The organism is Paenibacillus lutimineralis, from assembly GCF_003991425.1.
GTDB lineage: Bacteria > Bacillota > Bacilli > Paenibacillales > Paenibacillaceae > Fontibacillus > Fontibacillus lutimineralis.
Map to the genome: position 1 here is coordinate 6,205,198 of NZ_CP034346.1, position 15,010 is coordinate 6,220,207.

General features: G+C 48.2%; 10 protein-coding genes. 2 read left to right on the plus strand and 8 right to left on the minus strand.

What is annotated here, in order from left to right:
* The first annotated feature begins 2 nt into the window (after positions 1-2).
* Positions 3-1,064, plus strand: a complete 1,062-nt coding sequence (locus EI981_RS27595; RefSeq protein ID WP_127003752.1) for a hypothetical protein — start codon at positions 3-5, stop codon at positions 1,062-1,064.
* A gap of 247 nt (positions 1,065-1,311) precedes the next feature.
* Positions 1,312-4,440, plus strand: coding sequence for a hybrid sensor histidine kinase/response regulator (locus EI981_RS27600; protein WP_127005071.1), 3,129 nt, complete (start codon positions 1,312-1,314; stop codon positions 4,438-4,440).
* A gap of 117 nt (positions 4,441-4,557) precedes the next feature.
* Here the strand turns inward: EI981_RS27600 and EI981_RS27605 are convergent, their stop codons facing one another.
* The 8 genes from EI981_RS27605 to EI981_RS27640 all read right to left on the minus strand — a co-directional run bounded on the left by EI981_RS27605 (position 4,558) and on the right by EI981_RS27640 (position 14,990).
* Positions 4,558-5,394 (minus strand): hypothetical protein, encoded by an 837-nt coding sequence (locus EI981_RS27605; RefSeq protein ID WP_127003754.1) that lies wholly within the window; start codon positions 5,392-5,394, stop codon positions 4,558-4,560.
* Between the two features lie 61 nt (positions 5,395-5,455).
* Complete coding sequence (locus EI981_RS27610) at positions 5,456-6,046, minus strand: RNA polymerase sigma factor (protein ID WP_127003756.1); 591 nt, start codon at positions 6,044-6,046, stop codon at positions 5,456-5,458.
* A gap of 415 nt (positions 6,047-6,461) precedes the next feature.
* The gene (locus EI981_RS27615) at positions 6,462-7,403 is read right to left on the minus strand and encodes an SMI1/KNR4 family protein (RefSeq protein ID WP_127005073.1); all 942 of its coding nucleotides are present in this window, start codon (positions 7,401-7,403) and stop codon (positions 6,462-6,464) included.
* A 340-nt stretch (positions 7,404-7,743) separates the two neighbouring features.
* A complete protein-coding gene (locus EI981_RS27620; protein ID WP_127003758.1) occupies positions 7,744-9,111 on the minus strand; it encodes an FAD-dependent oxidoreductase in 1,368 nt (455 codons plus the stop codon).
* Positions 9,104-11,473, minus strand: coding sequence for a helix-turn-helix domain-containing protein (locus EI981_RS27625; RefSeq protein WP_127003760.1), 2,370 nt, complete (start codon positions 11,471-11,473; stop codon positions 9,104-9,106). Before EI981_RS27625 ends, EI981_RS27620 begins: the two co-directional genes overlap by 8 nt.
* Positions 11,474-11,573: 100 nt before the next feature.
* Positions 11,574-13,070 (minus strand): extracellular solute-binding protein, encoded by a 1,497-nt coding sequence (locus tag EI981_RS27630; RefSeq protein WP_127003762.1) that lies wholly within the window; start codon positions 13,068-13,070, stop codon positions 11,574-11,576.
* A 97-nt stretch (positions 13,071-13,167) separates the two neighbouring features.
* Positions 13,168-14,046 (minus strand): carbohydrate ABC transporter permease, encoded by an 879-nt coding sequence (locus tag EI981_RS27635; protein WP_127003764.1) that lies wholly within the window; start codon positions 14,044-14,046, stop codon positions 13,168-13,170.
* A complete protein-coding gene (locus EI981_RS27640; protein WP_418789027.1) occupies positions 14,046-14,990 on the minus strand; it encodes an ABC transporter permease in 945 nt (314 codons plus the stop codon). Before EI981_RS27640 ends, EI981_RS27635 begins: the two co-directional genes overlap by 1 nt.
* Positions 14,991-15,010 lie beyond the last annotated feature (20 nt).

Consider the following 15,010-nt stretch of genomic DNA (forward strand, 5'->3'; position numbering starts at 1 on the left):
CGATGCAATTCTGTAAATGGATCCTGAAGTTCGCCTTGGCTCTCGTCATTGCGGGGTTGCTGCTATGCGGTCTCAACGTTGTCGTGGACCCGTTTGGTGTGTTCGGAGATCGCATATTAAAGTGGTATTCCTATGACATGGTCAACAACCCGCGCGTAGCCAAGATTGGCTACTTGGATCAGTATCACGGTAACTATGATTCTTTCATCATCGGAGGATCCAAATCGAGCTCTATCTCGCCGGCGCTGCTGAACAAATATTACGGCGACGCCCGCTTCTACAGCATGCTCATGTACGGCGGCGACTTCCATGATTATGAGAAGACGCTGTATTACATCGTCGATCAATACCATCCGAAAAATATCGTGCTCCACATGAGCCTGCAGGAAATCGGACATTATCATGAGACGCGCGACGAAATCAAAAAATCGATGCACGCCAAAGTGATGAAGGAATCGCAGTTCCTTTTTTATCTCAAATATTTGACCTTGAACCCGGTGTATGCCTACGAGAAGCTTGAGGCTTATGGCAAAAGGGCGATCGACTCCTTCGAATACTCACAGATTGTTCCCGAAAGCGGCGTCTACAATAAAGTGCGGAGAGATGCTGAGGATTTAAACGATCTCGACAAATATTTGGAAGCAAATCCACAATTCAAGCACGGCTTCGGTAAGATCGAGACAGTGGCGCTCGATAAGAACGTAGAGTCGCTTAGACGGATGAAGGAATATTGCGAAGCGAGAGGTATCAGCTTCATGATGATTACAGGGGCAACCTACACGCTCGAGATGAAGAGCTATAACCTAGAAGACTTGAAGGAATACTGGGCCAAGCTCGCGAGCGTAACCGATTTCTGGGATTTCACTGGGTATACGCCCGTCAGCGACGAACCGCGCAACTTCTATGACGTGATGCATTACCGAAATCCGATCGGCGTTATGATGCTGGGCTATATTTTCAACGATCCGAACGTTGAAGTGCCCCCAGGCTTCGGCCATTATACGACGAAGGACAATGTCGCAGCGCATGCCGAAAAAGTATTTACGAAGCCAAGTGAGCATTAATCCTGTAGAGGTAGATTGACCAAATTCAGAGCGAGATGGCGGAGCTTATTCAAATTCTCCGCTCCCCGCTTGCTATTACTATCTTTTTGGCACAACCTGCTCCTTCTTTGACTCTCCGTTAACTTTAAGACTCCCCCGAAATCCGTGCAACCCTCATATGTATTAACTGATATTGCATCATAATTTATATTGCTGATCATAACGTTTTGCTAAAGGAATAGGCCCCTTTATGCCGAATTCTATGGTTATGCGAATAAAAAATACTTCAGTCCTAAAATATATAGCTATTATTACATTGTTTATCAGTATTCTACTTAGCCTCCGGTGGATTTGGTCCGAGGTGATCTTTCCTCCGGCGGAACGCCTTATCGCCGTCAACGGTGTGATTGATCTGCGCGGCAGAGAGTTTGACAACACCTCCACCTTTGCTCTGAATGGGCAATGGGAATTCTATCCTGGGCAATTGTTATCTCAGCAGGATCTGCAAGCGAGTAAACATACGGCAAGCTATATCCAGGTTCCAGGGAACTGGGAACAGCCCATATCAGAAGGATCGAATCTATCCTTTGGTTCAGGAACGTATCGACTTCGAATTCTGTTTGATCCATTGAAGGAGCCCGTCGCATTCTGGCTGCGGGGCATTCAGGCTTCTTCCGCTGTACAATTAAACAGTGTGTCAGAGGCCACCTTCGGCAAGCCCGCTATAGACGCGCGGCATTACACGCCCATGAGTTCTTCCTATACCGCTTCCTATTCAGAGACAGGAACGACCGAAATTGAACTTATGATCCAAGTAGCTAACTTTGATGATCCTTATAATGGAGGTATTGTACAATCGATTCGCTTCGGCTCCCAGGCCGCAATCGATTATATACGCTGGTACTCGATCGGGTTCCAGTTGGTTACATTTATTACGCTGCTGCTCCATGGACTATATGCATTTATATTTTATCTGTTCAACCCTAGAGAGAGAACTCTGGCCCTAGTCTGCTTATTAACGATGGCAGTAGCCACAGCGACAATAGCGGGCTATGACAATATACTCTTAATTTGGCTTCCAATTAACTATACATGGGCACTTAAGGTGAGACTGCTGGCTCAGTTGTGGCAACCCCTGCTTATTCTGCTTGTATTCAGAGGGCTTACTCCTATTAAACTGAACATTGTCTGGTTAAAAATCTGTACCCGATTGCTTGGTATATATACGGCATTCATACTGGTTGCACCAGCTGTATTCATTAACGGATCCGTCGAACTAGGGGTATTTGAAATATTGTATCTCTTTCCCTTCCTCTGGTTCATTTACGTAATAACCACAATGATTCTGAAAGGAAATAACAACAACGGTCGCGTATTTCTGCTACTATCGGCGACAGGTATCATATCGAACATCCTATGGACCATATGGAACTCCTATAATGATACGTCTCTAGTCTACTATCCCTTGGACATGATTGCGGCGATTATCGGTTTCGCAGCGTACTGGTTCAGAGAGTTCTTCCTCCAATCCGCCGAGAATGCCAAGCTCAACGAGAAGTTGAGAAAGGAAGACAAGCTTAAGGATCAATTTCTTGCCAACACTTCGCATGAACTAAGAACACCGCTGCATGGGATTATGAATATCGCTCATACCATCCTGACTAAGGAACAGCAGAAGCTTGACCCTACGAGTCTAAAAAATATGAACCTGCTTATCACGATCAGCCGCCGTATGTCACATATGCTCGACGATCTGCTGGATGTCGCCCGCCTTCATGAGCACCGTATCATTCTGCAGAAGGAGCCGCTGAAAATTCAAGCCATTGTTCCTGGAATTTTTGAAATGCTTCGGTATATGGTAGATGACAAGCCTGTCCGGCTCGACATGAACATTGCTGAATCGTTGCCAGCCATTATAGCGGATGAGAAAAGGCTCGTACAAATCTTGTATAATTTATTGCATAACGCGATCAAATACACGGAGGAAGGCAGCATCTCTATATCCGCGGCAGTTAAGGATGGCCTTATCCATATTCATGTATCCGATACAGGGGTCGGCATGGATCAAGAGACGCAGAGCCGTATATTCCTTCCTTACGAGCAAGGCGCACACGGAATAAGTGATGGAAGAGGGATTGGACTCGGATTAAGTATATGCCAACAGCTCATAGGGCTGCACGGAGGAAGATTGAGTGTTCACTCGAAGGTCGGCAAAGGCTCTGTATTCAGCTTCGACCTGCCATTGGCCAACTCAGCGGACACCCTTGAACCGCACAGTTCTCCATATCACCAGGACATGATCAACCGGATTAAAGGAGATTATGCTGAGCTGGTAATTACAGACGTCTCGGCTGGTGAGTTGCCAGCAACCGGGATGAGCCCTGCTCTCCTGGAAGGTGAAACCATGCATATCCTTGCTGTTGATGATGATCCACTCAACCTGAATGTGCTTATCGGCATTCTCTCTATGGAACCATACTGCATTACGAAAGCTCACTCCGCCCGAGAAGCTCTGGAATTGCTTGGTACCAGGCAATGGGATTTGGTGATCGCTGACGTGATGATGCCACATATGTCCGGGTATGAACTGACACGGCGGATAAGAGCCAATTATTCCTTATCCGAACTTCCCGTTCTACTGCTGACCGCGCGCAGCCAGCCAGCTGATATCTATACAGGCTTCCTCTCGGGCGCCAATGATTATATGACCAAACCTGTGGACGCCATGGAACTGAGATACCGAGTCGAGGCACTGACCATCTTGAAAAGGTCAATCAAAGAACGCCTTCGTATGGAAGCCGCCTATCTGCAGGCACAGATTCACCCGCATTTTCTGTTCAATACGCTGAATTCCATCATGGCGCTAAGCGAGGTAGATTCTGAGAAGATGTTAAGACTGGGAGATGCGTTCGCCTCTTACCTGCGCATCAGCTTCGACTTCCTTAATACAGGAGAGCTCGTCCCGTTATCCCACGAGCTTAAATTGGTTGAAGCCTACTTATACATTGAAAAGGAACGATTCGGGAACAGGTTGTCTATTGTGTGGGAGGTTGAGCAGAACATTCAACTGCTGCTTCCTCCACTGTCCGTACAGCCACTGGTTGAGAATGCTGTCAGACACGGCCTGCTAAGCCGTTTACAAGGCGGTACTGTACGAATTCGCATTGTTCAGCAAGAGGTGGGTACACTTATCGAAGTGGACGATAACGGCAAGGGTATGGATCAGGATAAAATCGACCAATTACTTAGTCCAATCATGCAGGGTAAGAGCGGTATTGGAGTAGCGAATACTCATCGGCGATTGATCCAATTGTACGGCCAGGGATTGTCCATTAGCAGCAAGCCCGGTCAAGGTACGACGGTATCCTTTATTATACCGAATCATCGAAATCGCTAGAACAGTCAATAAAAGCACAGAGCAAGCATAGCTAATAGCCAGCATGCTTGCTCTGTGCCTTTTCGTTTCCCCTAAAACGCTTGTGGTCTTCTCAATATGATAGGTTATGAGTCAGAGTTAATCCGATGATTTCTGTAAGTAAGCTTTGGCAATCGTAAGCAAATCATCCTTGGCGACTCCCTTTGTAGCTTCAATATAATAATTAATGTGAAAGTCGCTATTAGGAATATTGTAAATAAAACGTATGCCCTGGCTGCCATCTTCGTATACTGAATACAACATTTCACTACCGTCTACCATAATTGTATCTGCGGGCGACTCCTCGGAAAGATGTACAGTCACCTTTTCGTTCGTTCTTATGGGCTGAACAAGAATGGTTTGCCCTTCACCCTTATAAGTAGCCATCATGCTCCAAGACTCTTTGGACACATCCAGCAGTTTCATCGCATATTCTTGTTGGGAATCCCGGGCTTCTTTCGCTAATTGATCTGTCAGCCCAGCTCTTTCTTGATCGGTAAGCTCATTAGGGTTATATCTCAAAGAACTGCCGACAAAACCATACTTATCTTGGAGTTTATCGAAAATATGTGCACCAGCCCCCTTCAGCTCATTGCGAAGTGAAGCAGCATTTGAAAATCCAAATCCTGATCCTCTAACGATATGAAGCTCTCCTTCAGAGTTATCTCCTGCCATATAAAATGCCGCTGCTTGGTCTGGCTGCAACAAATCTTGTCCTAAACCGTATGCCTTCAAGCTGCGCATCTGCTTTTCCTTCGTATTGCCCGGAATGACTGAATCCTCAAACTTCTTCTGTTCATAGACAATATCACCTTTGCTGTTACTCAATGTGTTCAGATGCGTAGCCGCAAAGGCTGATGAAGCTATCAACAGCGTCCCTATAGCAACAAGAGTACTCACCTTATATTTAGCAATAAATTTAACGCGTTTGTTCATTTGATCTTCCTCCAATTTATTCATTACAGATCTCGTTACATCTGCATCGGGTATTTTGACACTATAAAATATGGTTTTGAGGTCTTGATGATTGTCGTGCTCCATCCGATATCCCTCCTGTAGTATGAGCATGATACTTTCTGAATTTGGCGGCCGTTCGTTCAAATTTCTTACGGAGACTGCTGCTGTTCTGCTGCAGAATTTCACCAATCTCCTTATAGCTCTTATCCTCTACACAACGCAGGATCAGCAGGCTTCGTTCCTCAGGCGTCAGTTTGGACATCGTCCGCAGAACATGCTCGTTGTAGTAGTTATCCTCGATGGCTTGATCTACATGTTGGTTATGTTCATCGCTTCGATAGAGGAATGGGAGATATTTAGCAAGCCTTCGCTTGCGAATAATATCAATGCAGGTGTTATGGGCTATTGTGTACAACCAGGCTTCAAAAGGCTTCTCCAGCTTATATTTGCTTAAGTGCCGGAACGCCTTAATAAATACCTCCTGTGTGCCATCCTCCACATCTGTTCGACCTAACATATGGTAACAGTACAAAAAGATCTGTTTCTGGTATCTACGCATGATCTTTTCAAACTGAGAAGCATCCCCTTTGAGGATATCCGGGATAATCTGATGTAAGTCAATCTCATCCATTTCCCCACTCCTTTCCTGGATATATTGATCCTTAATACCATAGTCATTTTTCAAATCAATAGATCTTCTGATGCGCTAGGTGGAAAAGTTACATTATTTGTTCTGCGTAACATCAGAAGGATCAGGTTCTTTTAGGCGCCTGTTTGAACCCTTTCTATTCTGTACTACGCACGAGCCCAGCCCTAATGTGACAAGCCCGGGGAAAAAGATAAAATTCCATTACACATCCAAGCTTGAATGAATATGGCTACTGTAACAAAGGTTTAGGTACTGCAATGATAATAGACAAAAAAATACCGGATGGAGGATCTAAATACAACAGTACATTTGGCATAAGTAGATACAGTTGCAATGGCTGTACTACTTGTACTGCTGCAATTAGATTCGTTTCTCCATCCGGTCTTCTTAATTTTAGTTATCCTTCCGCTTTCATTAATCCTTGAATAAAGGCTTCAAAGTTATCGGCCAGCTTGATGGTCTTGTTATTACTCTCACGGTCCACATAGATAACCTCTGGCTCGCCGTCATTTCCAGACGGACGGTAATCCAGCATCACCGCATCGCCTGCGGAAGAACAGTCGCAAATGACTACGCCTATTTCGGGATAGTTATAGTTCTCAATCATATATCGGCTGCCCCGTTTTCCGCATAGCGACTTGGGCTTGTCCCGTCCGATTCCGAAAATGCCCGAAATAACGATGTAGTCTTTACCATGAGAGGTTGGCTGCCCTACCGGGTATCGCGTAGCGTGAGGAATCCCTCCATTATGTATCTTCATCATGTTGATATAGGAAGCGGGCAGCTTGAAGACCAGTTGTTCTTCCACAGAGCTAATCTGCTCATCCGTAACCGGCTTGGAGATATACTCCTTCGCCTGTTCGCTATCCTCCCAGAAGTCGTTCATATTGGTATTCTGTGAGGAAGATGAACTCTTATCCAGACTTGCCTCCGTATGGCTCTCCGATTCAGCCTCCAACTCTTCACGGGACTCCGGCACAGATCCTCCAGCAGTCTTATTCGCAATCCACTCCAGGAATTCCAAGGTATCCTGATCCCCTGGTTCTAATCTGTCAGCCATCTCAAACTCCCTACGAGCATTCTCATACTGTTCGAGATAATAATAGGCTAGTCCTATGCGGTAATGCCACAAAGGGTCATCCTGGCCTTCTTCGGCGATGGTCAGAAACTGTTCGACGGCCTCTTCATACCGCTCCAGATTATTCATTGCACGGCCTAAATGACTGGTCAGCTCATAATCTCGATCTTTTGTAGGGATTTCCATTATGGTATTTACGATTTCTTCGAATTCATCTGCTTCATGCAGCTCGTCCAGCTTAGCTATAAGATCGTCTCTCATCATTTATACCTCCCAGGGCAATAACTCTAATTATAGAAAGTATACCATTCCAGGCAGGACAAAACGAAATCCTCACTGACGTTATGTAGTCAAATCACCATGAAAAAGGGATAAATTTGTGACAAGCGAATGGAGGCAAGCCTTTCGGAACTCTAACGAAACTCCATATCGTTATTTTCACGAAACCAGCACCAACTCAAATCTAACGAAACACCATATCGCTATTTGGTTAAAAATCTGCCATTTAGCCCCTTATCTGCTCCAATAGCGATACCCAGTTTCGTTAGGTTTATAAATTGCTCCTTTTGACGCAAATAACGATACCTAGTTTCTTTACAATTTAGGGCAGCAGGGGCTCAAGGGACTCACAGCAACCTAATTCTGCTCCCGACTCGAGCAGCTTCCGCTGCAGCTCCTGCACGGATATATCCCGCACCCCGACAACGCTCTGACTCGCCAGCGCCGCTGCCGTTCCGGCCGCCTGGCCAAGAGCCATACAACTCGGCGTCAGACGGGTCGTCGCCTGTGCCTCATGCGTAGTCGAGATACAGCGGCCGGCAAGAAGCAGATTCTCAACCCGTACAGGGATAAGAGAGCGATAAGGAATGTCATAGGCACCGCCGCCTTTAATGAAATTGGCCGTTACTCCGCTCCCCTCCGGATTATGGATATCGATCGGGTAACCACTGCGGGCAATGACATCCTCGAAGGCTCGGGCACTCAGCACATCGACTCCGTTCAGTACATATTCACCGACCACCCGGCGGGTCTCCCGAACACCGATTTGCGCCCCGGTCTGAGCCACATAAGCTGCCGAGAAGCCGGGAATATGCGAGCGGAAGAATTGCTCCAGGAGCTGAACCTGCTCCCGCCCCTCGATTTCTGCGGCGGTCAGTTCCTCCGGCTGTGTCGGATCAAGGCCAGATACGCGAGACACATTAATGAGCACCTCGTCGGGCTCGGGGCCTGTGAAGAACAGGACGCCGTCTCGCTGAATTGGTAGCCCAGCCTGACGCCATTTGCTATAGAAGCCCATCACGCCTGTCAATGGCAGCTGATCCAACTCTGAAATTAGTGATTTCTCGTAGAACTCCTCTGGATGCCTTTTCATATAATCAATCACTTCATCCAGCCTGACCCCCTTCATTCGGAACTTCATCGTCATCGGCTGAACCTTGCCGGCTTCATTCCCCTGCTCAAAGCTCGCTCCGGCTAAATAAGCAATATCCGCATCACCACTCGCATCGACAAAGACCCGCGCCTTGATCAGCATCCGCCCACCCTTGTTCCATACAGCGATTCCTTCCAGATGTCGGTCAGACATCTGCACCTCAGCTGCGAACGAATGCAGCAGAAGCTTCACCCCCGCTTCCTGCAGCATATGGAAAGCCAACCATTTAAATGTCTCGGGGCAAAATGGAGTCAGTGTATGCACGAAGCCGATCGTATCCCGCAAATGGCCGGGAGATGCTCCAAGGGCGACGAGGCGGTCAACAATCTCTTGCGCGATCCCCTTAACAGCCTGTTCACCGGAAGCTGTATGAAAAGTCATCCAGGGATAGACCAGAGATGCCGTGGACATTCCCCCTAAAAAACCATACCGCTCCACCAATATCACGCTCGCTCCGCTGCGAGCTGCCGCCATTGCCGCTGCAACCCCTGCCGGTCCTCCGCCCAATACTGCTACATCGTACGCCACTTTATTCAATCATCCCGCTCCCCTTCCCAGGTATTGTCATGTGTCCATTTCCACGATGGCCGATCACGGGGGATTGCCCCGCCCACGAGGCCCTGAAATCCCCAGGAGTTGCACCATGAATTCGCTTGAATACGCGAATGAAGTTCTGCGAATTGTTATATCGCAGCTTCTCGGCGATCTCCGCCACCTTCATATCTGTCGATATCAGCAGTTCCTTGGCCTTCTCCATCCGGCAAGCGATCAGATAATCGCTGAACGTCAGGCCAAGCTCCTCCTTAAAGATATGGCTGAAATGCGATGGCGGCATGCCTGCCAGCTCGGCCATCATCGGCTGTGACAGATCATCGTCATAATGCTGCTCGATATACTGCTGCACGGTCGCAATCGATTTATGGTTGCTGTCCTTGCGGCGCAGCATAATATGGCGCGATATGATCGGGAATACTCCCTCCTTCAGCCAGGCGATCATCTGGCTCATCGTCCGCAGCTCATTTACTCGCTCGTACAGACTGTACGTGAATAGCAAGGGTCCACCGTCCGGATCAAGCTCATACAGCTCGCGCAGCAGTCGTGATACGAGCTGCATGAACGCCATTCGCACATGCTCCGTCGAGATCCCGCCCCGCTGCTGCAAGTCTTGGCCGAACTCATCAAGAAGTACAGCTAGTTGCTGTTCATTGCCCAGCTTAACCTGCAGCATCATCTGCTGCTCCAGCTCAGATGGATAAGAAAAGGCTTGCTGCTGTCTATTAGGTTCCACCTGCTCCACATAGATAACCTTGCCACTGCCGAGGATAAGGCGATACTGCAGCGCATCCATCGCCTCCTTGAACGAGTGACGAATGCTGCTCAGCCCTTCATGGCATCTTCCGACGCCAACAGTTGCCGTTATATTCAATACACACTCTACCATCGTATGGATTTCCTCAGCCAGCTGGAAGACCTCCGTCTTCCTGGAAGCAGCTGTCCCCGATGGTTTATGATTGATGAGTAATACGACATCCGCCCGCATTTTGATAACAGTACCGCTAGCGACCCCACCAAGAATTTCTTCAGAAATATTCTTGACTGCATACACGAACAGGTTAATATCTCGCTCCGTTTGCCCCCTGACATCATCCAGCTCAATGCACATGACGGTATAAAACGGGCTGATGCGCGGCAGGTCATAATAATCGAACTTCTCGGTCAGTTCATGTACTGGCACTGCTTCCGTCAGGACATGCTGCATAAATCCGGCGGCGAGCAACGGCTTCGAGTCCTCAATCTGATCATTCAATGAGTCATTAACTGTATGCAGCGTTTCAACATAATGGCGGATGAGACCAAATTCATCCTGCTTGCCATTCGAGAGCGGGAGCCGGTTCACCCTGCCGCGAATCAAGTCCAATATGCTTTTGATCAAACGGTAGAAGTGCTTGGAGAGCAGCAATGCAGCCGTTAAGCATCCCACAATAAGCGTCAGGCATAAGATCAGCGTTAGCTCCTTAATCCGGACGAACATAGGCGTCAGTTCCTTGACCGGTACGATCGATACATAGATCCATCCGTTATGAGGGGACTGCCAATAATTAATGAGCATATCCTGCCCATCCACCTTCTCAGTATAGCCGCTCTCCTTCAGCCCGCTCCTATGGATGTCCGATAAGAATGAATAGGAGGCGAGATCATCCTGCAGCAGACTTTTGTTCCAATCGGAGAAAATATTGCCCGACGCCGTCAAGACGAGCATCTCACTGTTTACTTCCCGGTCCATCTCACTATATACCTGAAAGAACGCTCTATCATTCAGCTTGACTATAATATAACCGCGCGGACTATCTCCACGAACGGGAACTTCGCGCACATAGGTAACCTCCTGCGAACCACCACGCGTCATTCTGCTATCCGTCTTGCGATCAATCCAGAAATAGGGCGCAGAGCGGCTGCGAAGCCTGGCCTTCAGCTCAGGATCCATGCTATTAGCCGGATTCAGACCATTCGTGACAGATAGAATTTTATCCTCCCGTACAAAATACAGCTCTGCCGAATCGACGTTATCGACCAGAACCTCGATGGAATTTAGATTGGCTATCGCCTCTTGATACAGCTTGATATTCACATATGGATCATCCAATTTTAGAAATTCGTCCAAGGAAGGATTGAATAAATGCTGCAGGATTGTTTTATTCAAAGCAATGAGCTTATCATCGATTCTCTGTTGAACCTGCTTCAGCGTCTCACGCTTGGCCCGGCCTACTTCCTGCTGCAAGCTGGTCGACGCTATGGTATACGTTCCAATGCTAATAATTAGCACCGGAACGATCGATAATAGACACGCCGCCAATATCAGCTTCAAGCGGATATTGCGCTTTACGGAAAACCGCTTCATGAATGCTCACTTCCTCGGATCGTAGTCGGCACTGCTCCAGTACAAGCAAAATGGGGGACCTGAAGTCCCCACATATAAGCAAATCCGCCCTATTGCAACTCTATTGCTGGCTATACCATTCGTTTACTTCCTCCGTCATTTTCTTGCCGCCCTTATTCATCCATTCCTCGACATATTGGTCGTACGAATCAAGCGGCTGTCCGCCGGTCACGATCTTGATAAATGTCTCTGTACTATATTTCTCAAGATCAGCCATCTTCTCCTGCATCGTAAGAGTCAAAGCCGCAACCGCCGGATTAGGAACACCAAGCTGCTCAATATTCTTCCATTGATCGAGCTGGGCTTGCGCAACCTCTTCTGTTGCCCCAGGTGTAGTGAAATAAGGATTATACTTGTTATGCGCTATCAGATTGATTACTCCATCGGCGTTATATTGCTCATTCACTACAGGAACACCGTTCTCCAGCTTGTGATGCACACCTTCTATTCCTTTTCGCTTGAATTCCAGCGCTTCATCGGTGGCCTGCCAATCAAGAATCTCCATGATCTTATCCACCTTCTCCGGTGAGGTCTTGGCATTGATTACCCAATGCCCGTAGAATCCGGCGGATTGCGGCGTGCCCTTCGTACCACTCGGTCCTGTAGGCGGATCAATCATTATAATCTCCGCATTCGGATTTAACTTCTTCATGTCCACAACGAATTGTCCATAATTTGCAATACCGCCGCCGATCAGAATACCGGACTTACCGGCGATAAATTTCTCATTCACCTGTGTATACTTCAGAACCGGGAAATCTTTATCGATGGCGCCCTGTTTATATAGGTCGGTCAGCCAGCCCAACGCCTCTTTGCGCCCCGGCGTAACATCCGAGTTCATCAACGTGCCATCCTCCATCTTGCGCCAGCCATTCCCCGCATCAAAAGCAAGCCATAACTGCTCCAGGAAACTCAGATTCTCTCCTACTCCAATACCGAATGTATCCGCCTTGCCATTCTTATCAGGGTCCTCCGTCGTAAACTTGAGTGCCACATTCGCGAAGTCCTCTGTCGTTACTGGAACCGGCAGTCCAAGATTGTCAAGCCAATCCTTGCGGATCAATACAGCATTCGTCTGAAGCGGACGTGTGCGCGGAATCGAATACAGCTTCTTGTCGATCTTCACATTATCAAAGGCCTGCTGCGGGGTCTCCATCAGGTTCTTATAATTTCCGACCAAATCATCGAACGGCAGAAAAGCATTCTGCTTCACATATTTGATCAATTCAGGGTCCGGGTATGTCGTCCAGACCATCATGTCCGGCAGGTCGCCCGAAGCGACCGTCAGCCGCAGCTTCTCGGCATAGCCGTTAGCCGGGATCGCCATCAGATCAAGCTCTACATTAAACTTATCCTCCATCCACTTCCAGGCTTCCCCCTTCTTCGGGGCATCTCCATTCAGCGGATACATCATGCTGATCTTAAGCCGTTCCTTCGTATCCTTTCCGCCGCTCCCCCCCTCGCTCTTGTCGGCCTTGCTCCCGCAGCCGACGATAATCGTCGCCAGCAGGGACATAACTACAGTGAAGCTAACGACCTTTCTCCAGTTCATGTTCATCTTTGGTTGACCCTCCTTAAATGGTATATATCGAAAGCAGATTACTCTGCGGCTTGCCAATCATGTATGCGCATTCATTTTCAAGTAAAGCTCTTAATTATCCCTTGACCGAACCCAACAGCACACCCTTGGCGAAATGCTTCTGCAAGAATGGATAGACGAGAAGAATCGGAACTGTAGCAACGACAATCGCCGCCATTTTAATCGTCATCGGGATGACCTGAAGGCTCTCATTGGCAATAGCCGCTTGATATTCCTCGGTAGAACCTTCGATAATCATCTGCCTTAGGATGACCTGAATCGGCCATAGGCTCGAATTGGTCACATACATAATCGACTGGAAGAATTGATTCCAATGTCCAACCGCATAAAATAATGTAAAAGTAGCCAATGCAGGCATCGAGAGCGGCAACACAATTTTCAACAATACTCCGAAGTGGCTGCATCCGTCAATGCGCGCTGATTCCTCCAATGCCTCGGGAATACCCTGGAAGAAGTTCTTGAGAATAATCAGGTTGAACGCGCTGATCGCTCCCGGCATAATGACCGACCAGAATGAATTGAGAAGGCCCAGCCACTTCATCACCAGGTATCCTGGAATCATCCCGCCGCTGAACAGCATCGTGAACAAGACGAGAAACAGGATGACCCTCCGTCCCTTAAGACGAGTCTTCGAGAGCGGATAGGCCATTAATACGGTTAGAGCCAGATTAGTAATCGTCCCGATGATTGTAATCGATATAGTCATCCAGAGTGCCTGCATGAAATGCGAGTTGGAGAAAATCATAGAATAAGAGTCCCAGGTGAACTTCTCCGGCCACAGAATCAGCCCCCCGCGCATCACCTGCTCCATCGGAGATAACGATACGGCTAATACATAGAGAAAGGGAAATAATGTCGCTGTGCCGCACAGTATCAACAGGAATCCATTGATGCCCCTGAATATCATATCCCCCGATAAACGATGCTGCCGCATTAGTACACCCCCTCCTCTCCGAAGCGCTTGGCTAGGCGATTGGCCGCCATGACCATAATTAGGCCGACCACCGATTTGAACAGTCCAACGGCTGTCGTGTAGCTGTAATTACCGCCTACAAGACCTTCGCGATACACATATGTCTCGAAGACGTCGCCGACCTCATAGGTGGTTGCGCTCAGCATCAGGAAGATCTGCTCAAATCCGTTATCAAGGATATGACCCAGCCTCAGGATCAGCATGATGAGAATCGTGCTGCGGATGGCGGGCAGGGTAATATGCCAGATCTGTCTCCAGCGGTTCGCACCGTCCACGACCGCCGCCTCATAGAGCTGAGGGTCGACACCAGACAGGGCGGCGAGGAATATAATCGTCCCCCAGCCCGCTTCCTTCCAGATACTCTGCGAGACGATCAAGGTGCGGAACCATTCATTTGATGTTAGGAAATTGACCGGCTCTCCTCCGACCTTGACGATGAACTCATTAACGATGCCTCCCTGAGTCCCCAAGAGCAGATAAGTAATTCCCGCCACGACAACCCAGGATATGAAGTGGGGCATATAGATAATGGACTGAATCGTGTTCTTAAAAGCCCTTTTACGGACCTCATTCAGCATAAGCGCGAGAATAATCGGCATCGGGAAGAAGAAGATAAGATTCAGCATGCTCAGCACAATCGAGTTACGGAAGATGCGCCAGAACCCGTCATACTGCAAAAGCGCTGCAAAATGCCGCAGACCGACCCATTCGCTCTTCCAGATCCCGCCGAACGGATTATAATCCTGGAAAGAGATAATGATCCCCCACATCGGGAAATATCGAAATAAAATGAAGAATAACGCACCGGGAATTAACATCATGTACAATTCCCAGTCCTTCCACGAGCTCCTGCGCCGGACTCCCCGGACTAGCTCAGGCCTTGACAGCAACGGTGGCTGGTTCATAGAGTGAGCTCCCTTCTTCG

Bases quoted from the DNA above. Each gene is read 5' to 3' on its own strand.
- EI981_RS27640 (WP_418789027.1), bottom strand. From the start codon at position 14,990: ATGAACCAGCCACCGTTGCTGTCAAGGCCTGAGCTAGTCCGGGGAGTC.
- EI981_RS27630 (WP_127003762.1), bottom strand. From the start codon at position 13,070: ATGAACATGAACTGGAGAAAGGTCGTTAGCTTCACTGTAGTTATGTCC.
- EI981_RS27605 (WP_127003754.1), bottom strand. From the start codon at position 5,394: ATGAACAAACGCGTTAAATTTATTGCTAAATATAAGGTGAGTACTCTT.
- EI981_RS27615 (WP_127005073.1), bottom strand. From the start codon at position 7,403: ATGAGAGACGATCTTATAGCTAAGCTGGACGAGCTGCATGAAGCAGAT.
- EI981_RS27595 (WP_127003752.1), top strand. From the start codon at position 3: ATGCAATTCTGTAAATGGATCCTGAAGTTCGCCTTGGCTCTCGTCATT.
- EI981_RS27600 (WP_127005071.1), top strand. From the start codon at position 1,312: ATGCGAATAAAAAATACTTCAGTCCTAAAATATATAGCTATTATTACA.
- EI981_RS27635 (WP_127003764.1), bottom strand. From the start codon at position 14,046: ATGCGGCAGCATCGTTTATCGGGGGATATGATATTCAGGGGCATCAAT.
- EI981_RS27610 (WP_127003756.1), bottom strand. From the start codon at position 6,046: ATGGATGAGATTGACTTACATCAGATTATCCCGGATATCCTCAAAGGG.
- EI981_RS27625 (WP_127003760.1), bottom strand. From the start codon at position 11,473: ATGAAGCGGTTTTCCGTAAAGCGCAATATCCGCTTGAAGCTGATATTG.